The following is a 22463-nucleotide window of genomic DNA, read 5'->3' as shown; positions in this document are numbered from 1 at the left end:
CGGGATGCCTGTCACCGAGGCAGAACGCGAGCCGGTCGCGGTCGTCGGGATGGCGGTGATGCTGCCCGGCGCCCCCGACCTCGACACCTACTGGCACAACCTGCGCACCGGGTACGACGCCATCACCGACGTCCCGGCCGATCGCCGCGACCCCCACTTCCACGCGGGCGTGCCCGACCCCACCGCGACACCGCCGCCGGACCGGACCTACTGCCACCGCGGCGGGTTCCTCGCCCCGTTCACCATCGACGCCGCCGGGCTGGGCATCGTGCCCAACGCGGTCGACACCGTGGAACCCGACCAGTTGCTGTCGCTGCGGGTCGCGGCCGCGGCGGTGGCCGACGCGGGCGGCGCGCGAGCACTGGGCGACCGCAACCGCGTCGGGGTCATCCTGGGCCGTGGCGGCTACATCGGGCCGCGCATGGTCGGTCTCGAGCACCGCGTCCGCACCGTCCGCACGGTACTGCGGGTGCTCGCCGAACTCAGCCCCGGCCTTGGTGCGGCGGAACTCGAGGTGGTGCGCGCGGCGCTGCTGGAGCCGCTCGGACCGGTGCGGCCGGAGTCCATGATCAACCTGGTGCCCAACCTGGCCGCGTCCCGCATCGCCAACCGGCTCGACCTGCGCGGCCCCGCCTACACCGTCGACGCCGCGTGCGCGTCCTCGCTGCTGGCCGTGGACCAGGCGGTGGGGGAGTTGGCCGCGAACCGCTGCGACGCGGTCCTCGCGGGCGGGGTCTACCACGGCCACGACGACACCTTCTGGGCCGTGTTCAGCCAACTGCGGGCGCTGTCGCCGTCCCAGCGGATCCGGCCGCTGTCGGCCACCGCCGACGGACTGCTGATCGGCGAGGGCGCCGGTGTCGTCGTCCTGCGCAGGCTCGCCGACGCCCAACGCGACGGCAACCGCGTCTACGCCGTCATCCGCGGCGTCGGCTCGGCCAGCGACGGCCGCACCCAGAGCCTGTTCAACCCCGACACCGCGGGCCAGCGGACCGCGCTGCTGCGGGCCTGGTCCGCCGCGGGCCTGGACCCCGCGGCGCCGGACGCGGTCGGCATGGTCGAGGCGCACAGCACCGGCACCCCCGTCGGCGACGTGGCCGAACTGACCGCGCTCGCCGAGGTGTTCGGCGCACCCCCTGGCGCTTCCGCCGTGATCGGCTCGGTCAAGTCGATGATCGGCCACACCATGCCCGCGGCGGGCATCGCGGGCCTGGTGAAGGCGGTTCTCGCGATCCACCACGGCGTCCTGCTCCCCACCCTGCACTGCGCCGACCCCAACCCCCTGCTGGAGCGCACCCGCTTCCACACCATCGACACCGCGAAACCCTGGGAGGGCGTCGAGCCCCGCCGCGCGGCGGTCAACGCCTTCGGCTTCGGCGGCATCAACGCCCACGTCGTGCTCGAGCAGCACGTCCCACCCCGTCGAGCGGCCCCGGCCCGGGTGGCCGGGGCCGTGCGGGTGGACACCTCGGAGCCGGTGCTGCGGCTCGCCGCCGACGATCCGACCGGGCTCACCCGGCTCCTCGACGCGGTCGAGCGCGGCGAACGGGTCGCGCCGACCGGGGGCCGCTTCCGGCTGGGGCTCGTCGGGCCGACCGAGCGGCGGCTCTCGTTGGCCAGGCGGTTGCTGACCCGCGCGGGCCGACCGGGGTGGAGTTGGGGAACCGGCGACGTCTGGTTCACCGGGACACCGCTGCTGCGGGAGCCGGGCGCCAAGACCGCGTTCGTGTACCCGGGGCTGGAGGCCGGGTTCGCGCCGAAGGTCGACGACATCGCGGCGCTGCTCGGCGAGACGGCCCCGTCGACCGACACCGGGACCGTCGCCCGGCACGTCGCCGCGGTGGCTGACGTCGGGATGCTGCTGCACCGCGCGCTGACCGCGCTGGGGGTGCGACCGGACGGCGTCGCCGGGCACAGCATCGGCGAGTGGACCGCGGCCGTCGCCGCCGACACCCGAGCCGGTGCGCGGCCGGTGATCGGCCTGGACGGCTTCCCCATGCCCGAGGTGGACTACCTCGCGCTGGGGTGCTCGGTCGACGACGCCACCGCCGGGATCGCCGACGAGCCGAACGTCGTCGTCTCGCACGACAACGCACCCCGCCAGACCGTGCTGTGCGGGCCCCGGGCCGCGATCGGCCGACTCGCCACCAGGTTCCGCGCCGCCGGGGTCATCGCCCGTCCGCTGCCGTTCGCGACCGGGTTCCACACCCCGATGATGCGGCCCTACCTGGCGCCGTACCTGACCGCCATCGCCGAGGCGGGGACCCGCCCCGGCGCGCTGCCGGTGTGGTCGGCCACCACGGTCGACCGCTACCCGGACGACCCCGCCGCGCTGCTCGCGCTGGCCGAGGACTTCCTGGTGCGCCCGGTCCGCTTCCGGGAACTCGTCGAGCGGATGTACGCCGAGGGCTACCGGGTGTTCGTCCACATGGGAGCGGGTCAGCTCGGGTCCTTCGTCGCCGACACCCTGGGCGATCGGCCGCACCTGGTGGTCAACGCCGCGTCGGCAACCCGCCCCGGCATCGCCCAGCTGCGCAGGCTGACCACGGCGTTGTGGGTCCACGGCGCGCAACCGGACGAGTCCGTTGTGGACGTCGCGCCCGCTCGGGCCCCGGTCCGCGTCCCGGTTCGGGTGAGCGCGCCGGTGCTGACGGTGGCGGAGTCCGCGCGGGGTCTGCTCGACCGGCGTGCCGTTCCGGCAGCGCCCGGGGGAGTCGCCGCCGAACTGGCGGCTCTGGTCGCCGAGACCGAGGACACCGTGCGCGCGGTGGTCGCCGCCACGACCGCGCCGCCCGCCGTTGACGCGGTCACCGACACCGGCGCACGGGCCGAGACTGGTCCTGACGCGCGAGTGGGCCGGACGCGGGTGTCGGTCCGGGACATGCCGTACCTGCGCGGCCACCGGTTCTTCCGGCAGCGCCCCGACTGGCCGGACGAGAGCGACTACCGGCCGGTGGTGCCCGCGACGACGTTGGTCGAGTGGGCGCGGCAGGCGGCCGAGCGGGAGTGGCCCGCGGAGGTCGTGATCGCGGTGCGCGACATCAGGTTCACCCGGTGGCTGGTCGCCGCCCCCGCGCGGGACGTGGAGATCCGGTTGGAGCGGGCGGTCGCCGGGGGGTCGATCTCGGTGCGCATCGGCGAGTTCGCCACGATGTCGGTCGAGGTGGCCGCGAGCTACCCGCGCGCCACCGGGTCACCGCTGGAGCCGGGGCCCGTTGTGGGGCAGGTGCTGACCCCGTCGACGATCTACGGCGGTAGGCAGATGTTCCACGGTCCGCGCTTCCAGGGTTTGACGGGGGTCGCCTCGCACGGCGGTGGGCTCGCCAGCGGTCGTGTCACCGTCCTCCCGGCACCGGGAGCCGTCCTGGACAACGTCGGCCAACTGCTGGGGTGCTGGTTGCAGACCCGCGCCGACCGCCGGGTGCTCGCGTTCCCGGTGCGCGTCGCGGCGATCACCTTCCACGGCCCGCCCCCGCCGGTGGGCGCCGAGGTGGACTGCGTGGTGCGACCGCGCGTCCCCGACGACACCGCCGTCGAGATGGACGCCGAGGTCCGCCACGGCGACCGGGTGTGGGCGCGGATCACCGGCTGGCACGACATCCGGCTCGACTGCGACCACGCCGACCACGCCGTGTACGCCTTCCCCAGGGACAACGCGTTGTCGCGGCCGCTCGCCGACGGCTGGTGGTCGGCCGAGGACCGGTGGACGACGGTCGCCTCCCGCGACGTCTTCGCCGGTGTGTACCTGAACGCGCCGGAACGCGCCGAGTACGCGGAGGTACCGCCACGGGAACGGCGGACCTGGCTGCTCGGGCGGATCGCGGCCAAGGACGCGGTGCGCGACCGGCTGCCCGACCGGCTCTTCCCCGCCCAGATCCGGGTGACCGGGGACGGCGACCGACTTCTGGTTCGCGGCCACCACACCCCGTCGTTGCCGCCGCTGCGGGTCGAGCTCGCGCGCGGCGCGGCAGCGGTGTCCGCCCGAGTGGAGAGGACCACTGGAGATGCCTGACACGACCACCGCACCGGAAAGCGTCTTCGACGAGGTCGTCGACCTCATCGGCGCCCTGGTCGGCGACGACCTGGACCTGCTCGGTGTCGAGGTGCGCCGCGACACCGCCTTCCACGAGGACCTCGGCCTGGAGAGCGTCGACCTGGTGACCCTCGGCGGGCTGCTTGCCGACCGGTACGGCCCGCGGGTCAACCTCGCCGAGCACCTCGCCGAGTTCGAGCTCGACGACGTGATCGGCCTGACCGTCGGCCGGATCGCCGACTACGTCGCCGCCGCCCTCGGGGAGCGGTGACGTGCCGGAACTGAAGGTCAACGGCCTGCGCACCAACTACCAGCTGCTGCCCGGCGCGGTCGGCCCGGACCCGTGGCGGGCCAACGAGACGGTCGTGTTCATCCACGGCATGGGCACCGACAGCCTCGCCAGCTTCTACCTGACCCTGGCACCGCCGGTCGCCGCCGCCGGCATCGATGTGATCAGCTACGACCTGCGCGGCCACGGCCGGTCCGAGCGCCCGGTGAGCGGCTACGCACTGGCCGACTTCGTCGCGGACCTGGACGAACTGCTGTGCGCGCTGACCGTCACCCACCCGGTGCACCTTGTCGGCAACAGCTTCGGCGGCACCATCGCCTACGCGTACGCCGCCGCCCACCCCTACCGCGTCCGCAGCGTCGTGGCCATCGAGTCCGAACCCCCGACCGAGATCTGGGCGGCGAAGATGGCGGGCATCCTCGCCGCCACCACCCGGATGCTGGGTGTCGAGGAGAACTACGAGTGGATCGAGGCCACCTTCGGTGCCCACCACCGCCGCCTCGCCCGCCTCGCCGCCGCCCGCTTCACCGCCACCACCATGGCGGACGAGGTCGCCACCGGCCCGATGATGACCGCCCCCGAGGTGGCCGCCATCACCTGCCCGGTCCTGTCCATCCTCGGCCGCCACGGCTACCAGGCCGACGACCTGGACGCGGTCACGGCGTCGTTGCCGGGTGGGGAGGCGTTCGTGTTCGAGGACCAGGGGCACTCGGTGCTGGTGGAGCGGCACCGGGCGGTGCGGGGGCTGCTGGTCGAGTGGGTTCGGCGGCATGGGGGTGGGTGACGGTGGCGGGGCGTGTTCGAGGTCGAACGCCGGGGGCGAACGGTGGGGGGTGTCGAGGACGGGTGGGTGGGACGGGATGAGCGGGGTGGGTGGGTGGGACGGGGTGAGCGGGGTGGGTGGGCTGTGGCGATGAGGACGGGTGGTCGGGTGCGATGAGCAGGGTGTTGTTCGTGGTGCCGCCGTTGGCGGGGCATGTGCACCCGTTGGTGGGGGTCGCCGCCGTGGCGGGGGAGCGGGGGCACGAGGTGGCCTGGGTCGGGCCGTGCCCGGTGGTGCGGGACCTGGTGGGGGGCAGGGTGTACCCAGCCGGGTCCACCGTGTGGCGCAGGCCGGGTGGGTTGCGGGCGTTCGCGGCGTTGCGGTTCCTGTGGGCGGGTTTCCTGGTGCCGTTGGCGGACGCGATGGTGCCGGGGGTTCGGGCGGCGGTGGCGGACTTCGACCCGGATGTGGTGGTCGTCGACCAGCAGGCGTTCGCGGGGGCGTTGGTGGCGCAGGAAGTGGGGCTGCCGTGGGTGACGTCGGCGAGCACGTCGGCGGAGTTGGCCGATCCGTTGGCGGGGATGCCGCGGGTGGCGGCGTGGGTGCGGGAGCAGCAGCGCGGGTTGCGGGTGCGCCACGGCGTCGAGGGAGATGACGACCTGCGGTTCTCGCCCTACTCGGTGGTGGTGTTCAGCACCGTGGAGTTGGCGGGTGAGCCGGTGGTCGCGGTGGCGGACCCGCGGTACGTGGGACCGTCGTTGGCGGCGCGGCGCCCGGTGGAGTTCCCGTGGGCGCGGTTGCGGCCGGACACACCGGTCGTGCTGGTCACGTTGGGCACCACCAACTCCGAGGAGGGCGGGCGGTTCCTCGCCGAGTGCGCGCTGGCCCTCGGGGACCTCCCCGCGGTGCAGGGGGTGGTCGTCGATCCCGGGGGATGCCTGGCGGCCTCGGGAGATGTCGTGGTGGTGGCCTCCGCGCCCGTGCTCGACCTGCTCCCGCTGACCGCCGCGGTGATCTGCCACGGCGGGCACAACACGGTGTGCGAGACCCTGGCCCACGGCGTCCCCCTCGTGGTCGCCCCGATCCGCGACGACCAACCCGCCCTGGCCGACCAGGTGGTCGCCGCGGGCGCGGGCATCCGCCTGCGCTTCGACCACGCCCGCGCCGAGGACATCACCGCCGCCCTGCGCACCGTCCTCACCGACCCGACCTTCACCGAGGGCGCGACCCGAGTGCGAACCTCCTTCCACCGGGCGGGTGGCGCCCACGCCGTCGTCTCCCGCCTGGAAGACCTGATCGACCCACCCCGCTAGCCCGCACCACGCCCACGTGCTCGACCAGCGGGCGGCGCCCGCCACCGGTGCCGCTCGCCCGCCCGCGCCGAGGACCTCACCGCCACCCCAGCGCTCGCCCACCCCAACTTCGCCGAGGACGCGGCCCCGAGCACGCGGGTGGCGCACGACTGGCGAGCGTCCACGAGGGCGCGACCCGGACCGCCGAGCGAGCCGCCGGGTGATCCACCTAGGTGGACACGGCTCTGCGGGGGTGGGGTTCGGTGGCGTGCCAGCCGAGGGTGGGGCGGGGTCTGGCGACGAGTGCGCGGACCGCGCGCAGGTACAGCGGGGCGACGCGGTAGCGCGGTGGGGTGCCTTGGCGGATTCGGGGGGCGGGTTCGGCCAGGCGCAGGGTGGTGAGGCGCCAGAGGAAGGACTCGGCGCGGGGCAGGGAGAGGGTCCGGGTCGTCCACTCGGCCGTGAGGATGTCCGGGCGGTCGTCGCGGTGGGCCAGGCCCACCAAGGCGGCCCACTGCACCGGATCCAGTCCGGCCGCGGCGCGGGAGACGCTCTGCGCGAGGTCGAGTCCGCCCGCCGCCATGGGCAGGTCCGTGCCCAACCGGGCGGCCAGGCGGCCGAGGGACCAGTGGGGGCGCAGCCGGACCAGTTCCGACAGGATCGCCGCGACCAGGGGCAGTCCCGCGCAGCGCGCCATCAGCGCGTCCGCCGCCCGGGGTTCGCGATCCACCCGGGTCTGGCCGACGCGCGCGGCGAGCAGCGCCACCAGGTCCTCCGTCGCCAGCCCCGGCAGCGACACCGCCGCGACCGGGGTCGTGAGCCGCTCCGCGCAACCGAGCAGCGTCGCGCTCCCCGTCGAGACGGGGGACAACGCCGCCAGGTCCGTCGCGCTGGTCACGTTGTCCAGCACCACCAGCAGCCGCGCGGCACCGGTGTGCCGGTGCCACAACCGCGCCCGTTCGGCCAGCCCGTCCGGCACCGCCGCACCCGGGCGCACCGCACGCAGGAAACCGGCCAACGCCTCGGCGGTGTCCACCTGCGCCAGGTCGGCCAGCACCCGCCCGTCGGGGTACGCGGCCCGGGTCTCGTCGGCCAGCCGGGCGCAGAACGTGGTGGTGCCCGCGCCGGGTGCCCCGACGACGGCGAGCACGGCGGGTGTCGCGCGGGGCCGCCGCGTGAGCTCGACCCGCGCGAACTCCGCCTGCGGGCCGTACCCGACGACGGTGCCGACCGGCAGGACCTGCTCCGGCCGCTGGTGCCCCCGCAACCGCCGCACGGCCGCCACCGGTGCCCGCCCGGCGGTGGGGTCGTCGCTCAGCGCCCGTTCGAACGCCGACCGCAGGGCCAGCCCGGGTTCCAGCCCGGACTCCGTGGCCAGCCTGGCGCGCACGTCGTGGAACAGGTCCGTGGCCCGCGCGCGCTGCCCCGCGACCGCGAAACCCAGCAGCAGCGACGCGTAGAGCTGCTCGTGCCGGGGGTCCTCGCGCACGACGCGGTCGACCTGCGCGAGCACCGCGTCCGGGCGACCGAGGTCGAGCTGCACCCGCAGGTACCGCTCCAGCACCCCCACCCGCACCAGGTCCAGGCGGGCCTTCGCCAAGCGCAGCACCGTGCCGAGCGACACGTCCGAGAGGACCTCGCCGCGGCACAGGTCCACCGCGGCGCCCAGCACCTCGGCTGCGGTGGCCGGGTCTCCGGCGCGCAGGTGCGCCTCGGCGGTGTCGCGAAGGCGCAGCAGGTGCGCGGTGTCGAGGTAGTCGGCCGCGCCGAGGTCGAGCCGGTAGCCGACCTTGGGGGTGTGCGCGCACACCCCCGCGGCGCCGAGCAGCTTGCGCAGCTGCGAGACGTAGGTCTGCACGATCCGGGCGCGCTTGGTCGACGGCGGCTCCGACCACAGCTCCTCGGCGATCGTCTCGTGCCGCACCACCGCGTCCGGGGTGGCCGCCAGCAGCGCGAGCAGGGCGCGCAGCTTGGGCTGCGACGGGGTGACCGGGGTGCCGTGCAGGTGGGCGCGCAGCGCGCCGACGATCTCGATCCGGATGGTCATGGTGTTCCCCGTTCAGGCCGACCGGCGGAAGTTGCGGGCGGCGACGGCACTCCCGACGAGCGCGGCGACCCCGGCGAGCAGGACCGCGCACGGCAGCGCCCACCCGGGTGACCTGCCCAGCGCGAGCGCGCGGGTGGCGTCGATGGCGTAGGTGAGCGGGTTGGCGGCGGCCACCGCCCGCACCCACAGCGGCATGTGCTCCAGCGGCATGTAGGCGCTGCTGGTGAACATCAGCGGGTACACGGCGATGAACGACACCGCCTGCATGAGCTCGATGTCGCGGCCCCACGTGGCGATGGCGACGAACACCCAGCTCAACCCCCAGCCCACCACCAGGGTCAGCGCGACGGCCGCGGTCAACCCGACCACGCCGCCGTCCGGGTCGAACCCCAGCACCAGCACCGCGGCCACCACGATCGCGACCAGTTGCACCGCCAACCGCGCGGTGTCGGCGAGGGTCCGCGCCACCAGCACCGACACCGGGCTGATCGGCAGGGTCCGCAACCGCCCCACCACCCCGGTGTAGGTCTCGGCGAGCAACCCGGCACCCGCCCCCATCGCCGTGATCATGGCAATGTTCACCAGCGTGGCGGGCATCAGGTAGTTGACGTACCCGTCGTAGCCGACCATCCCGGGCAGCGCGCCGACGCCCGCGAACACCTGGCTGAACAGCACCAGCAGCACCACCGGCTGCAGCAGTCCGAGGCAGACGAGCCGGTAGTCGCCGAACGCGGCCCGCAACGACCGGGTGGTCAACACCCAGACCTGGGTGCGCAGCGGGCTCCCCGACCACCGGGCCCGCTCCTCATCCGAGGCGCGGTGACTCATCGCGCCACTCCCGCCATCGGTGGGTGGTTCGGGGGGAGGGTCATCGGGGGGTCCAGCCGGTGTCGTGCAGGGCGAGGTAGACCTCGTCGAGGGTGGGTTCGGTGACTGTGAGGTCCACTATGGACAGTCCGTGGCGGTCGATGGCGCGCACCAGGTCGACCACCAGCGCCGCGTTCGGCAGCGGCGCGGTCACGGTGCGCGCGTCGGCGGTCAGCGTGGGGGGCAGGCCGATCCGGTGGAACTGCCCGACGGCCCAGTGGGCGGACCAGGTGTCCGGGAAGGTGATGGTGGCGGTGCGGGCGCCGACCTGGGCCTTGAGGTCGCGCGGGGTGCCGTCGGCCACGACGGTGCCGCCCGCCAGGACGACCACCCGGTCGGCGAGGTGGTCGGCCTCCGCCAGGTACTGGGTGGTCAGCACGACGGTGGTCCCGGTGCTCGCCAGGTACCGGATGGTGTCCCACAGGCCGGTGCGGCTGACCGGGTCCAGGCCGGTGGTCGGTTCGTCGAGGAAGAGCACCTGGGGTGCCCCGACCAGGCAGGCGGCCAGGTCGAGCCTGCGCCGCATGCCGCCGGAGTAGGTCATCGCGGGGCGGTCCGCGGCGTCGGTGAGGCCGAAGGCGGCGAGCAGTTCCTCGGCCCTGGCCCGAGCCGCGCGCGCCGGGGCGCCGAGCAGCCGGGCGACCAGCATGAGGTTGCCGCGCGCGGACAGCGTCTCGTCGACGGACGCGGACTGGCCGGTGAGCGCGATCCGCCTGCGCACCTCGTGCCCGTCGGCGCGCACGTCGAACCCGCACACCGCCGCGGTCCCGGTGGTCGGCCTGGTGCGGGTGGCGAGGATGTCGACCAGCGTCGTCTTCCCCGCCCCGTTGTGCCCGAGCACCGCCACCACCGTCCCCGCGGCCACCCGCAGGTTCACCCCGGCCAGCGCGGTCACCGGCCCGTAGCTCTTCCCGAGGTCCACGACCTCGACGCGCGCCGACCCCGGCGGCGCGCCTGGGCCGGACGGCGAGCGGTCCGGCGCGGTCGGGCGTGGTGTCGGCACGGGTCCTCCTTCGCGGTGGGCCGGGGTCACGGGACGGGGTAGTCCCATCCGCTGGTGATGTCGGCCTCCACGACCGAGCCCACGCCCACCGAGCCCGCCCTCACCGCGTCTGGCCCGACCGGGTCCACCCCCGGCATGGTCACTCGCGTACCGGCCGACCCGGTACCCGCCACCTCGACACCGGCCGGGACGTCGAGGTGGCAGGCGAGGGCGGCCGGGCTGGGGTGGTCGAACACGAGGGTGGGCGGCAGCGCCCGACCGGTGGCCGCGCCGAGTCGGTTGCGCAGTTCCACCGCGGCCAGCGAGTCGAAACCGAGTTCCCGGAACGGGCGGGTCGGGTCGACCGCGCCCGCGTCGCGGTGCCCGAGCACCGTGGCGACCTCCCGGCACACCAGGGCGAGCACCCCGTGCGGCGCCGATGGGGGCTCGACGACGGGACCGGGGTCGGTGCCGCGCCGCAACGGGACCAGCACCGGCGCCGGATCGCCGAGCGCCAGGTCGAACAACGCCAGCGCGTCCACAGTGGACAGCGGCAGTACGCCGGAGCGGGCGATCCTGGCCAGGTCGGCGGCGCCGAGGTCGGCGGTCATCGCGCCGCGCCGCTCCCACACGCCCCACGCGAGGGCCGTCGCGGGCAGACCCAACGCCGCGCGGTGTCGGGCCAGGGCGTCGAGGTACGCGTTCGCCGCGGCGTAGTTGCCCTGACCCGCCGCGCCCAGCACCCCGGCCGCGGAGGAGAACAGCACGAACCGGTCCAGGTCGCCGGTCAGTTCGTGCAGGTTCCACGCCCCGGTCACCTTGGGCCGCAGCACCCGCTCGACCTGCTCGTCGGTGAGGGAGTCGACCACGCCGTCGGCGCGCACCCCGGCCGCGTGCACCACACCGACGAGCGGGTGCGCGGTGTCGATGTCGTCGAGCACGGTGGCCAGCGCGGCCCGGTCGGCGACGTCGCACGCGCGCACCAGCACCGATTCGGCGCCGTCCGCGCGGAGTTCGCCGACCAGCGGGTCGTCCTCGCGGGCGTGCCTGCCGAGCAACACCAGGTGCCGCACCCCGTGTGCGCGGACGAGGTGCCGCGCCAGGACCCGGCCCAACGCCCCCAGCCCGCCGGTGATCAGCCACGTGCCCGGTCTGGACCCGGGCAGCGACACGACGAGCCTGCCCGTGTGCGCGCCCGCCCGCATGCGGCGCAGCGGTTCGGCGATCTCGCGGATGTCCCACACCCGCGGCGGCAGCGGGTCGAGCAGCGCGGCGTCGGCGAGCATCTCGGCGATCCGGTCGGGCCCGGCCGAGTCGAGCAGGTCGAACGCCCGGTAGGTGACGCCGCGCTCGGCCGCCACCCTCTCGGGGTCGCGCACGTCCAGTTTGCCGAGGTCGATGAGCCTGCCGCCGGGTGCGAGCAGGTCGAGCGAGGCGTCGAGCAGGGGACCGGTCAGCGAGTTGAACACCAGGTCGGCGCCGCGGAAGCGGTCGGCGAACCCGGTGTCGCGCGACGAGGCGACCGCGTCGACGCCGAGGGACCGCACGAACCCGTGCTTGTCCGGTGCCGCCGTGGCCAGCACGCGGGCGCCCGCGCGCAGCGCCAACCGCACCGCGGCCGAACCCACACCGCCCGCCGCCGCGTGCACGACGACGGTCTCCCCGGCGCGCAACCCACCGAGGTCGAACAGGCCGTGCCGGGCGGTCAGGTACGCGACCGGGACCGACGCGGCGGTGGCGAACGACCAGCCGCGGGGCATCGGCGCCAGGAGTCGCCGGTCGGTCACCGCGTGCCCGCCGAACGCGCCGGGGACCAGGCCGAAGACCCGGTCGCCCGGCGCGTACCCGGACACGCCCTGCCCGATCCGGCTGACCACCCCGGCCGCCTCGGCGCCCAGCAACCCCGGTCCCGGGTACTCGCCCAGGGCGAGCAACACGTCGCGGAAGTTGATCCCGGCCGCGCGGACCAGGACCTCCACCTGGCCGGGGCCCGGCGCGGGACGCTCGACCGGCCTGGGCGCGACGTCGTCGACCGACCCGAGCACGCCGGGCGCCAGTCGCCACGGTCCGTCCGGCAGGGTGAACCCGCCCGCCGTGTGCGGTCGCGTCGTCGGTACCAGGACCGTGTCCCCACTCGACCTCGACTCACCGACAGCGGCGGCCGCCACCACCGGGACGTCGAGCGGGCCGTCGCGCTGCACGAGGGCGAAGCGGCCGGGGTGCTCGGCCCGCGCGGAGCGGACCAACCCGGCCACCGCGGCACCGGCCAGGTCGTCCCGCCCGGTGACCACGACGAGGGTGCTGGACCGCCATCGCGGGTCCGCGAGCCACGAGCGGATCGACTCCAGTGCCCGGAGCACGGCCGTGGTCGCGGTGGACCCGTGGCAGCCGACGAGCACGAGGTCCGGCACCGGGTCGCCCGCGTCGACGGCGCGCGCCAAGGCGGCCAGGTCCTGGTGCGTCGGGCCACCGACCCAGGCGGAGCCGCCCAGTGCCGCGACCCGGCCCGGTGCCGTCAGCGGCACCGCGGGTGTCCATCCGGGACGGAACAGGCCCGCGACCCCGTTGTCCACCGGGCGAAGGCCGAGTGACCCGATGACCAGCACGGTTCGCCCCCCGCTGTCAGCCGCCTCGACGGCGACCGCGGCGTCCGAGCGCGGCGTGATCCGGACCCGGAGTGCCCGCGCGCCGGGGAGTGGACACCGGACGTCGGCGAAGGTGTGCGGCAGGCCCCCGTGCAGATCGCTGTCGCCCAGTACGTGCAGCGCCGCGTCGAGCAGGGCCGGGTGCACGCAGAAGTCCGTGTCCGTCCTGTGGACGGGGGTCTCGTCCGCGGAGGTCTCGGCGTAGAGGCACCCATCGGCTCCGCGCCACGCGCGCCGAAGAGCGCGGAAAGCCGGTCCGTGGTGGTAACCGCGGTCCTCCAGCGCCCGGTAGAGCTCGCCGAGGTCGATCGACCTGCCGCGCGGTGGCCACGCGGTGGCCCACGGCGACTCACCCGGCTCCTCCTCGTCGGCACGGAGCACGCCGGTGGCCCGGAGACTCCACTGTGAACTGTCGTCCTGGGACTCGACCCGCAGTTCGCGCGCGCCGCCGACCGGCCGCCCAGCGGTGAGCCGGACCTGGTCGCCCACCGCGATGGGCCTGTGCAGCACCAGTTCCGCGACGACCGGGTGACCGGTGTGCCTGCCAACGCGCAGCGCGCACTCCACCAGCGCCGCCGCGGGCAGGATCGCGATCCCCGCGACCCGGTGCTCCGCCAGCCACGGGTGGGCGTCGAGGGCGGCGGTGAACTCCGCGCCGTCGCCGGTCACCAAGGGATGAGTCCCGGTGCTCAGCGGCGCGTGGTCGGGCAGCCAGTACCGGGTCCGGCGGCCCGGCGGGATCGAGGGCTCCGCGGGCCAGGACGCGTCGCCCTGCTCCAGCAGCACGTGCGCGTTGGTGCCGCTGATGCCGAACGCCGACACCCCGGCCCGGCGCGGGCGGCCGCGATCCGGCCACGGCACGTTCTCCCGCAACACCTCCACGCGGCCCGCCGACCAGTCGACCCCGTCGCACACCGCACTGACGTGCAGCGTGCGCGGCAGGACGCCGTGCGCCATCGCGGCGACCACCTTGATCACCCCGGCCGCGCCCGCCGCGGCGCCGGAGTGGCCGATGTTCGACTTGACCGACCCCAGCCACAACGGCGCGGTCCGGTCCCGCCCGTAGGCCGACACCACGGCCCGGCCCTCGATCCGGTCGCCGACCGGGGTCCCGGTGCCGTGCGCCTCCACCAGGTCGACCTCGTCCGGGGTGAGCCCGGCGGCGGCGAGGGCACGGCCGATCACCCGTTCCTGCGCGGGACCACTGGGCGTGCGCAGGCCCTCGGTGGCGCCGTCGGAGTTCACCGCGCTGCCGCGCACGACCGCGAGCACCCGTTCGCCGCGCGCGCGGGCGTCGGTCAACCGCCGCAGCACCAGCACCCCGGCGCCCTCCGCCCACACCGTGCCGTCCGCGCGGCTGTCGAACGCCTTGCAGCGGCCGTCCGGGGCCAGGCCGCGCAACTGGGCGAAGTCGACGATCGCGCCGGGCGTGCACATGGCGCTCACCCCGCACGCCAGCGCCAACTCCGACTCCCCGGTCCGCAGTGACTGGCAGGCCAGGTGCAGGGCCACCAGTGACGACGAACAGGCGGTGTCGACGGTGATGGCCGGACCGGCGAGGTCGAGCACGTGCGCGACGCGCCCGGACAGCACGCTGGCGGCGCCGCCGGTGATGCGCCTGCCGCTCACCGCGGGCGGGCTCAGGTGCAGCGGCATCCCGTAGTCCTGGTAGGCGACTCCCGCGAACACCCCGGTCTCGCTGCCGGACAACGACATCGCGTCGATACCGGCGTGCGCCAGCGCCGACCGGGTCACCTCCAGCAACAGCCGCTGCTGCGGCTCCATCGCCAGTGCCTCGCGGGGGTTGATGCCGAACAGGTCCGCGTCGAACAGCGGCAGGTCGTGGAGGAAACCGGCCTCGCGCGTGTAGGTCTTCCCGGGGCGGCGCGGTCGCGGGTCGTGCAACCCCGCGAGGTCCCACCCGCGATCGGCGGGGAAGGGGCCGATGCCGTCGGCGCCGGCGACCACCGCGGTCCACAGGTCCGTCGCCGAGCTGATGCCGCCGGGGTAGCGGCACCCGATGCCGATCACCGCGACCGGGTCGAACCGCGTTCCGTAGTCCACCGCCCGACCATAAGCCGCACGTCGCACAAATGGCCACACCGCACCCCGGATGACGTTATAAGAAATCGCTATAACGTCGGTTGGTAATGAACTCCGGGAATGTCCCAACCTTGGCCCCGGTCGCGGCATGTGCGACCCTGACTGGGATTCCGTCCCCACCGGTGGCGCCTTCGGCAGCCACCCCCGGCCGTATGGATGTCGGAATGACCATGTTGCCTGAATTTGTCAGTGACGTGACGCGTGTACAGTCGAAGCGTCCTTCCCGCATTGTTTTCCTGGCTATTGCTTTCGTTTTATCCGGTATCCCGGTACCGGTGGCGACCGCCGCCCCGGCAGCCCCGGTGCGCTACCTGTCGCGCCCGGACCTGGTGCCGCCCGCGATCACCGTCGACCTCGCCGCGGCGCCCACCTCGCCCGGCCGGATCCTGCTGACCCCCAAGGACACCACCGACGAGCAGATCGGCCCGCTGCTGGTCGACGACACCGGCAGCCCGGTGTGGTTCGCCCCGCGCGGCGACAAGCTGCGGCTGGTGATGAACGCCCAGGTCCAGACCTACCGGGACCGCCCGGTGCTGGTCTGGTGGGAGGGCGCGTTCGTGCCGCTGGGGTGGGGCCAGGGCACCGTGACCATCGCCGACCAGGGCTACCGCACCATCGCCCAGGTCGGCCTCGACCGCGGCGTCGACCTGCACGCCATCCGGATCACCCCGCAGAACACCATCATCGTCGTCTCCTACCGCACCACCACCGCGGTCCCCGGCCAGGTCACGCTGCGCCCGGTGGTGGAGAACGTGCTGCGGGAGATCGACATCGGCACCGGCCGGGTGCTGATGACCTGGTCGAGCCTCGAGCACATCCCGGTGTCGGAGTCCTACCTGCGCTCCAACGACATCGTCGCCTGGGACTACCTGCACGTGAACGCCGTCGACCTCGACCAGGCGGGCAACATCGTGGTCAGCGGCCGCAACACCCACACCGTCTACACCCTCGAACGCGGCACCGGCCGGGTCCTGTCGCGGCTGGGCGGCAAGCGCTCCGACTACACCCTGCCCCCGGCGGCGGTGTTCGCCTGGCAGCACAACGTCCGCGTGCTCCCCAACGGCGACATCAGCATGTTCGACAACGAACAGGGCGCCACCTTCCCGCCGACCCCACCCACCCGCCCCGCGTCCCGCGCGATCGTGCTGCACCCCGACGCCGCCACCCGCACCGCGACCATGACCCGCTCGCTGAGCACCCCCGACGGCCTCGGCACCGGCGCCCAGGGCAGCAACCAGACCCTGCCCGACGGGCACGCCTTCGTCAGCTGGGGCGACCGCGGCCGCTTCAGCGAGTTCGACGCCGACGGCACGATGATCTACGACGCGCACTTCACCAGCCCCACCGTCGACACCTACGTCGCCAACCGGGTCGACTGGCACGCCACCCCCACCGAACCGCCCGCCCTCCTCGCCCGCCGCACGAGCGGCGGCGTCACCGCCTACGCGAGTTGGAACGGTGCCACCGAGGTCAGCCGCTGGCAACTGCTCACCGGCCCCGACCGCACCCACCTCGCGGTGGCCGCCGACACGGCCCGCGGCGGGTTCGAGACCGTGCTGACCGCTCCCGGCGACGCGGGGTACGCGGCCGTGCGGGCGGTGTCGTCGACCGGCGCCGTGCTGGGCACCTCGCCCGTCACCCAGGTGCGTGCCGGGTGAGCGCCCCCGGAACCGTCATCTGGCTCACCGGCCTGTCCGGGGTCGGGAAGTCGACCATCGCCCGGCTGCTCGCCGCCGAACTCGACCGCCAGGGCGTCCCCACCGAGGTGCTCGACGGCGACGAGGTCCGCGCCGCGCTCTCGACCGAACTCGGCTTCGCCAAACGCGACCGCGACACCCAGGTGCGCCGCGTCGGCTACCTCGCCGGACTGCTCGCCCGCCACGGCGTCACCGTCGTCGTCGCCCTGATCTCCCCGTACCGGGAGGCGCGCGACGCCATGCGCGCCCGGCTCGCGCCGTTCCTGGAGGTCCACGTCCGCGCCCCGCTGGAGGACCTGATCGACCGCGACCCCAAGGGGCTCTACCGGCGGGCGCTCGCGGGCGAGATCAGCGGGTTCACCGGCATCAGTGACCCCTACGAGGCGCCGCTGCACCCCGACCTCGTCATCGACACCGACCGGTGCACCCCCGACGCCGCCGTGGCCAGGCTCCTCGCGCTGCTGCGCGCGCCCGCCGACACCGACAGCGACCACATCCTCGCCGGTGACCTCGCCGCCGCCGCGGGCAGGCGACTGCTCGACCTGCGCGCCGAACACGGGTTCGCCGCGCCCGACGCGCTGCGCGCGGCCGGGGACGTGCGGGCGCACCGCTTCCTGGCCGACCGCATCGCCGAACACCGCCCCGGTGACGCGCTGCGCTCCGAGGAGGCCCCCGGCGACGGGACCGGCGCGCGGCTGTGGATCGTCGACCCGCTCGACGGCACCCGCGAGTTCGGCGAGCCCGACCGCGTCGACTGGGCCGTGCACGTGGCGCTGTGGCGCGAGGGCAGGCTCGCCGCGGGCGCGGTGGCGGTACCCGGACGCGACCTGCTGCTGACCACCCGCGACGCGGTAGCGCGCCCGCGCGAACCCGGCCGGTTCCGGATCGCGGTCAGCCGAACCCGGCCGCCCGCGCTGGCCGGGGCACTCGCCGGGGAACTCGACGCCGACCTGGTGCCGATGGGCTCGGCCGGGGTCAAGATCGTCTCGGTGCTGCTCGGCGCGACCGACCTGTACGTGCACGGCGGCGGGCAGCACGAGTGGGACTCCGCCGCCCCGGTCGCGGTCGCGCTCGCCGCGGGCCTGCACGCCAGCAGGCTCGACGGCACCCCGCTGGTCTACGGCCGCCCCGACGCCTGGCTACCGGACCTGCTGGTGTGCAGGCCCGACGACGCCGACCGGGTGCTCGCCGCCGTCCGCGCGGTCTCGGTCACCCACACCAGAACCAGGGAAGGACGGGTATGAGGCTCATCGGCGCCGGACTCGGTCGCACCGGGACCGCCTCGGTCAAGGCCGCGGTGCAGCAGCTGGGCTTCGGCCCCTGCTACCACATGTTCGAGGTCACCGCCCAGCCCGAGCACGGCGAGCGCTGGCTGGCCGCGTTCGCGGGCGACCCGGTCGACTGGGACCGGTTGTTCGCGGGCTTCGACTCCACGATGGACTGGCCTGCCTGCTCGTTCTGGCCGGAGCTGGTCGAGCGGTACCCGGCGGCCAAGGTCGTGCTGACCGTGCGCGACCCGCAGAGCTGGTACGCCAGCATGGCGCGCACCCTGCTGCCGGTGTGGCGGATGGCCGCGGCGTCCACCCGACCCGGCTTCGAGTGGTACGGGCGCCTGGTCGCCGCCATCGCCCAGCACACCTTCGACGGCCGCATCGATGACCGCGACCACGTGCTCGCCGCGTTCGAGGCGCACAACGCGGTCGTGCGCGCCGCCGTCCCGGCCGACCGGCTGCTGGTCTACCAGGTCGGCCAGGGCTGGGAACCGCTGTGCGAGTTCCTCGACGTGCCCGTGCCGGACGACCCGTTCCCGCACCTCAACGACACCGCCTCGTTCCAGTCGGTTGTCGAGCGGATGCTGTCGGCCTGACCGTGGGGGAAACCGTGCACGATCCGATCGCGGTGGTGGGAACCGGGTGCCGGTTCGCAGGCGGCGTGGCCTCGGCCGACGACCTGTGGGACGTCGTGGCCGCCGGGCACGACCTCGTCACCGGCCCGCCGACCGACCGTGGCTGGGACCTGGCCGGGGTCACCGGCGGCGGGTTCCTGCGCCACGCGCTGGAGTTCGACGCCGCGGTGTTCGGGGTGAGCCCGCGCGCGGCGCTGGGCATGGACCCGCAGCAGCGGGTGCTGCTGGAGGTGTGCTGGTCGGCGTTCGAGGACGCCGGGATCGCGCCGGGCGGGTCGGTCGGGGTGTTCGTCGGCGTGGCGCACCACGACCACGCCACCCGGCTGCGCACCGTGCCGCCGGACCTCGCGGGCCACCTCGGCCTCGGCAGCGCCACCAGCGTCGTGTCGGGTCGGGTCGCGCACACCTTCGGGCTCTCCGGACCGGCGCTGACCGTGGACACGGCCTGTTCGTCGTCGCTGGTGGCGCTGCACCTGGCCGCGCAGTCGGTGCTGCGGGGGGAGTCGGAGCTCGCCCTGGCCTGCGGGGTGACGGTGATGTCCACGCCGACCACGTTCACCGAGTTCGCCCGTCTCGGCGCGCTGTCGGCGGATGGCCGGTGCCGCGCGTTCGGCGCGGGCGCCGACGGGTTCGGCCCGTCGGAGGGCGTGGGCGCGCTGGTGCTGGAGCGGCTGTCGCGGGCCAGGCGGCTCGGGCACCGCGTGCTGGCGCTGGTGCGCGGCAGCGCGGTGAACTCGGACGGGGCGTCGGGCTGGCTCACCGCCCCGGACGCGGGCGCGCAGGCCGCGGTGATCGCCGCCGCGCTCGCCGACGCGGGCCTCGCACCGTCCGATGTGGACGCCGTGGAGGCGCACGGGACCGGGACGCCGTTGGGTGACCCGGTGGAGGTGCGGGCGCTGGCCGCCGCGTACGGCCCCGGCAGGGACCGGCCGCTGTGGGTCGGGTCGGTCAAGTCGGGCATCGGCCACACCCAGGCCGCCGCCGGGGTGGCAGGCGTGATCAAGGCCATCGGCTGCCTGCGGCGGGGCGTGCTCGCGCGCACGCTGCACGTCGACGAGTTGTGCGCGGGCGTCGAGTGGGGACCGGTGGCGGTGCTGCGGGAGCCGGTGCCGTGGCCGCGGACCGGTGGACCGCGGCGCATCGGGGTGTCGGCGTTCGGGATCAGCGGCACCAACGCGCACGTGGTGCTCGAACAGGCACCACCACCCGCGCCGTGCCCCGCTCCGGTCGACCCCGGGCTGGGTCTGGTGGGTAGGACGGTGCCACTGCTGCTGTCGGCCGCGTCAGCCCGTTCCCTGCGCGCGCAGGCGGATCTGCTCCGTGAGCGCTTATCCGACGGCATCGGCGGATGTGCGGTGTCGTTGTCACGCCGGTCGGTCCTGGGGCACCGCGCGGTAGTGCTCGCGGACTCCCCGGAGTCCGCACTGGACGGGTTGGACACCCTCGACGGCCCGGCGGTGGTCCGCGGTCCCGGAGATGTCGGTCGCGGCGGCACGGGCGTGGTGCTCGTGTTCGGCGGCCAGGGCTCGGAGTGGGTCGGCATGGGGGAGCGGTTGCTCGGCGCGTCCCGGGTGTTCGCCGACCGGATGGCCGAGTGCGCCGGGGAACTGTCCGGGCTCGTGGGCTGGGACGTGCGCGCGGCGTTGTCCGACCCGGTCGCGCTGCGCCGCGTCGACGTGCTCCAACCCGCCCTGTTCGCGGTGATGGTCTCGCTGGCCGCGCTGTGGCAGGCGTGCGGGGTGCGGGTGGACGCGGTCGCCGGGCAGTCCCAGGGCGAGGTGGCGGCCGCGGTCGTCGCCGGGGCACTGTCCCTGGCGGACGCGACGCGGGTCGTGGTGACCCGCTCCCGCCTCGTCGCGGGGCTGACCGGCGGCGCCATGGCGTGGGTGCACGCGTCGTGGGGATGGGTGCACGCGGCGGTGCACGGCGCCGGGTCGGACTGCGCGCCGGACGGGTGCGCGGGGGTGTGGCTGGCCGCGGTCAACGCGCCGGAGTCTGTGGTCGTCTCGGGCACGCCCGAAGTGGTAGACGGCCTGCTGGCGCACTGCGAAGCCCAAGGCGTCCGCGCGGGTCGAACCCCCATCGGGTACGCCTCGCACAGCCCGCACGTCGCCGCCGTCGAGAACGACCTGCTCGACGCCCTGCGCGACATCACCCCGCTGCCGCCCCGCACACCCATGGTCTCCACGGTCACCGGGAACGAGATCGACCTGCTCGACGCCGCGTACTGGTACCGCAACCTGCGCGCACCGGTCCGGCTCGACCGCGCCGTCACCACGCTGCTCGGCCTCGGGCACACCACCTTCGTCGACTGCAGCCCGCACCCCATCCTGACCTCGGCCCTGCACCAGAACCTGCACGGCGCCGCCGGGCGCTCGGCGGTGATCCCCAGCATCCAGCGCGACGACGGTTCGCCGACGCGTCTGCTCACCAACCTCGCGACCGCGCACGCGCACGGCGTCGGCGTCGACTGGCCCGCCCTGCTCGCCCACCTGCCCGACGACCCGGTGCCGGTGCCCGGCTACCCGTTCGACCGCGCGCGGTACTGGATCCCCGCCGAGCGCGCGACCCGCGGCCGGCTGTGGTGTCCACAGTGGAAGGAGCTGGCCCCGGTCCCGGCCGACCTGCGGCTGCTCGACGACCTGGCACCAGGCGAGACCCCGACCGGGCCGCTCGCCCTGCCGGTGACCGGGCGCGACACGGTGGCCGCGTTGCGCGAGGTCTCGGCGCTGCTGTCGCGGTGGCGCACCGATCCCGACTGGGCGAACGCCTGCCCGGTGGTCGTCACCCGCGGCGCCTCGCCGTCGGACCCCGCCTGCGCCGCCGTCTGGGGTTACGTGCGCTCGGCGCAACTCGCGCACCCGGACCGGATCCGCATCGTCCACATCGGACCTGACGAGCCCATCGCGACCGTGGCCGCCGTCGTCGGCGCCGGACACCAACTGGTGGTCGGCCAGGACGGCCTGTTCGAGCCGAGGCTCGTGCCCGCCACGGGTGCGAGCCCCGCGCCCGACCTGGCGGCGGGCACCGTCCTGGTCGCGGGCGGCACCGACGCCGACCGGGCGCTGTTCGCCCACGCCGTGCTCGACCTCGGCGCGAAGGCCGTCCTCGTCCTCGGCGCCCCGCTGCCGGACCTCGCCGACGTCCCCGCGGTGCGCTTCGCCGACCTGGACCTGCCCGGCGCGGTCGCCGAGGCGCACCCGCTGGCCGGGGTCGTCTACGCCGGAGACCGCTACGACGAGGCGCTGGCGCTGCACGACCTCACCGCCGACCTCGGCCTGTTCGTGCTCTCCGGCTCCGCCACCGGGGTCCTGGGCGGCCCGGGCGCCGTGCCCGCCGCCGCGTTCGACGCCCTCGCCCGCCGACGCGCCGACCTCGGCCTGCCCGCCCTCTCGATCGCGTGGGGACCGGACGAGGACGGCCACCTCGGCATCACCCGACTGTCCACGGAGGACAAGCGGGCGCTGGTGGTCGCCGCCGCGCGGATCCCCGAGCCGGTCCAAGTCGCCGTCGAGTGGGACACCGCCGCGCTGCGCGTGTGGCCCACCGTGCCTGCCCCGCTGCGGCACCTGCTGCCCCACGTCGCGCCGGTCGAGGTCCGCGCGGAGAACCTGCTCGACCTGGTGCGCGCGCACGTCGCCGCGGTACTGGGCCACCGAGGCGACATCGCCCCCGGCACCCCGCTGCGCGACCTCGGGTTCGACTCGCTGACCGCCGTCGAACTGCGCAACCGGCTCAGCGTCGCCACCGGCGTCGCCCTGCCACCCACCCTCGTGTTCGACCACCCCACCCCCGCCGCCGTGGCCGAGTGCCTCCGCGCGGAACTCGCGTAGGAGGAA

At 75.0% G+C, this 22463-nt stretch carries 10 protein-coding genes and 2 pseudogenes; 8 read left to right on the top strand and 4 right to left on the bottom strand.

The window, feature by feature from the left end; genetic code table 11:
* Positions 1–4 precede the first annotated feature (4 nt).
* The 4 genes from CLV68_RS15705 to CLV68_RS15690 all read left to right on the top strand — a co-directional run bounded on the left by CLV68_RS15705 (position 5) and on the right by CLV68_RS15690 (position 6398).
* The gene (locus CLV68_RS15705) at positions 5–4012 is read left to right on the top strand and encodes a beta-ketoacyl synthase N-terminal-like domain-containing protein (protein ID WP_121392312.1); all 4008 of its coding nucleotides are present in this window, start codon (positions 5–7) and stop codon (positions 4010–4012) included.
* Complete coding sequence (locus tag CLV68_RS15700; RefSeq protein WP_121391415.1) at positions 4005–4304, top strand: acyl carrier protein; 300 nt, start codon at positions 4005–4007, stop codon at positions 4302–4304. The genes CLV68_RS15705 and CLV68_RS15700 overlap by 8 nt, the downstream gene beginning before the upstream one ends.
* Before the next feature lies 1 nt (position 4305).
* Positions 4306–5106 carry an alpha/beta fold hydrolase gene (locus tag CLV68_RS15695; RefSeq protein WP_121391413.1) on the top strand — a complete coding sequence of 267 codons (801 nt, stop codon included), beginning with the start codon at positions 4306–4308 and terminating at the stop codon, positions 5104–5106.
* A gap of 152 nt (positions 5107–5258) precedes the next feature.
* Entirely contained in the window at positions 5259–6398 is a 1140-nt protein-coding gene (locus CLV68_RS15690) for a glycosyltransferase (RefSeq protein WP_121391412.1), read from the top strand.
* Positions 6399–6606: 208 nt separating this feature from the next.
* On the opposite strand, the gene CLV68_RS15685 is transcribed toward CLV68_RS15690, so the two are convergent.
* The 4 genes and pseudogenes from CLV68_RS15685 to CLV68_RS35155 form a co-directional block, all read right to left on the bottom strand.
* Positions 6607–8424, bottom strand: a complete 1818-nt coding sequence (locus tag CLV68_RS15685; RefSeq protein ID WP_121391410.1) for an AfsR/SARP family transcriptional regulator — start codon at positions 8422–8424, stop codon at positions 6607–6609.
* A 12-nt stretch (positions 8425–8436) separates the two neighbouring features.
* Positions 8437–9252 (bottom strand): ABC transporter permease, encoded by an 816-nt coding sequence (locus CLV68_RS15680; RefSeq protein WP_121391408.1) that lies wholly within the window; start codon positions 9250–9252, stop codon positions 8437–8439.
* Between the two features lie 40 nt (positions 9253–9292).
* Positions 9293–10213, bottom strand: coding sequence for an ATP-binding cassette domain-containing protein (locus CLV68_RS15675; RefSeq protein ID WP_246009991.1), 921 nt, complete (start codon positions 10211–10213; stop codon positions 9293–9295).
* Between the two features lie 107 nt (positions 10214–10320).
* Positions 10321–14961 (bottom strand): annotated as a pseudogene (locus CLV68_RS35155) (SDR family NAD(P)-dependent oxidoreductase); the annotation flags it as partial.
* A gap of 335 nt (positions 14962–15296) precedes the next feature.
* Between CLV68_RS35155 and CLV68_RS15665 the strand changes: the two are divergent.
* The 4 genes and pseudogenes from CLV68_RS15665 to CLV68_RS15650 all read left to right on the top strand — a co-directional run.
* Positions 15297–16679 carry an arylsulfotransferase family protein gene (locus CLV68_RS15665; RefSeq protein ID WP_170224390.1) on the top strand — a complete coding sequence of 461 codons (1383 nt, stop codon included), beginning with the start codon at positions 15297–15299 and terminating at the stop codon, positions 16677–16679.
* Positions 16676–17962: an adenylyl-sulfate kinase gene (cysC, locus tag CLV68_RS35880; protein WP_170224389.1), complete on the top strand. Its 1287-nt coding sequence runs from the start codon at positions 16676–16678 to the stop codon at positions 17960–17962. Before CLV68_RS15665 ends, cysC begins: the two co-directional genes overlap by 4 nt.
* Positions 17959–18585, top strand: a complete 627-nt coding sequence (locus tag CLV68_RS15655) for a sulfotransferase family protein (protein ID WP_121391403.1) — start codon at positions 17959–17961, stop codon at positions 18583–18585. The genes cysC and CLV68_RS15655 overlap by 4 nt, the downstream gene beginning before the upstream one ends.
* Positions 18586–18605: 20 nt before the next feature.
* Positions 18606–22457 (top strand): annotated as a pseudogene (locus CLV68_RS15650) (type I polyketide synthase); the annotation flags it as partial.
* Positions 22458–22463 lie beyond the last annotated feature (6 nt).

The organism is Actinokineospora cianjurensis (genome assembly GCF_003663795.1).
Taxonomy (GTDB): Bacteria; Actinomycetota; Actinomycetes; order Mycobacteriales; family Pseudonocardiaceae; genus Actinokineospora; species Actinokineospora terrae.
The sequence above is the reverse complement of the archived record's forward strand: the minus strand, read 5'-3'. Positions and strand labels throughout refer to the sequence as shown.

Coding starts and splice junctions, on each gene's coding strand:
- CLV68_RS15705 (WP_121392312.1), top strand. CDS start 5: ATGCCTGTCACCGAGGCAGAACGCGAGCCGGTCGCGGTCGTCGGGATG.
- CLV68_RS15700 (WP_121391415.1), top strand. CDS start 4,005: ATGCCTGACACGACCACCGCACCGGAAAGCGTCTTCGACGAGGTCGTC.
- CLV68_RS15690 (WP_121391412.1), top strand. CDS start 5,259: ATGAGCAGGGTGTTGTTCGTGGTGCCGCCGTTGGCGGGGCATGTGCAC.
- CLV68_RS15685 (WP_121391410.1), bottom strand. CDS start 8,424: ATGACCATCCGGATCGAGATCGTCGGCGCGCTGCGCGCCCACCTGCAC.
- CLV68_RS15680 (WP_121391408.1), bottom strand. CDS start 9,252: ATGAGTCACCGCGCCTCGGATGAGGAGCGGGCCCGGTGGTCGGGGAGC.
- CLV68_RS15655 (WP_121391403.1), top strand. CDS start 17,959: ATGAGGCTCATCGGCGCCGGACTCGGTCGCACCGGGACCGCCTCGGTC.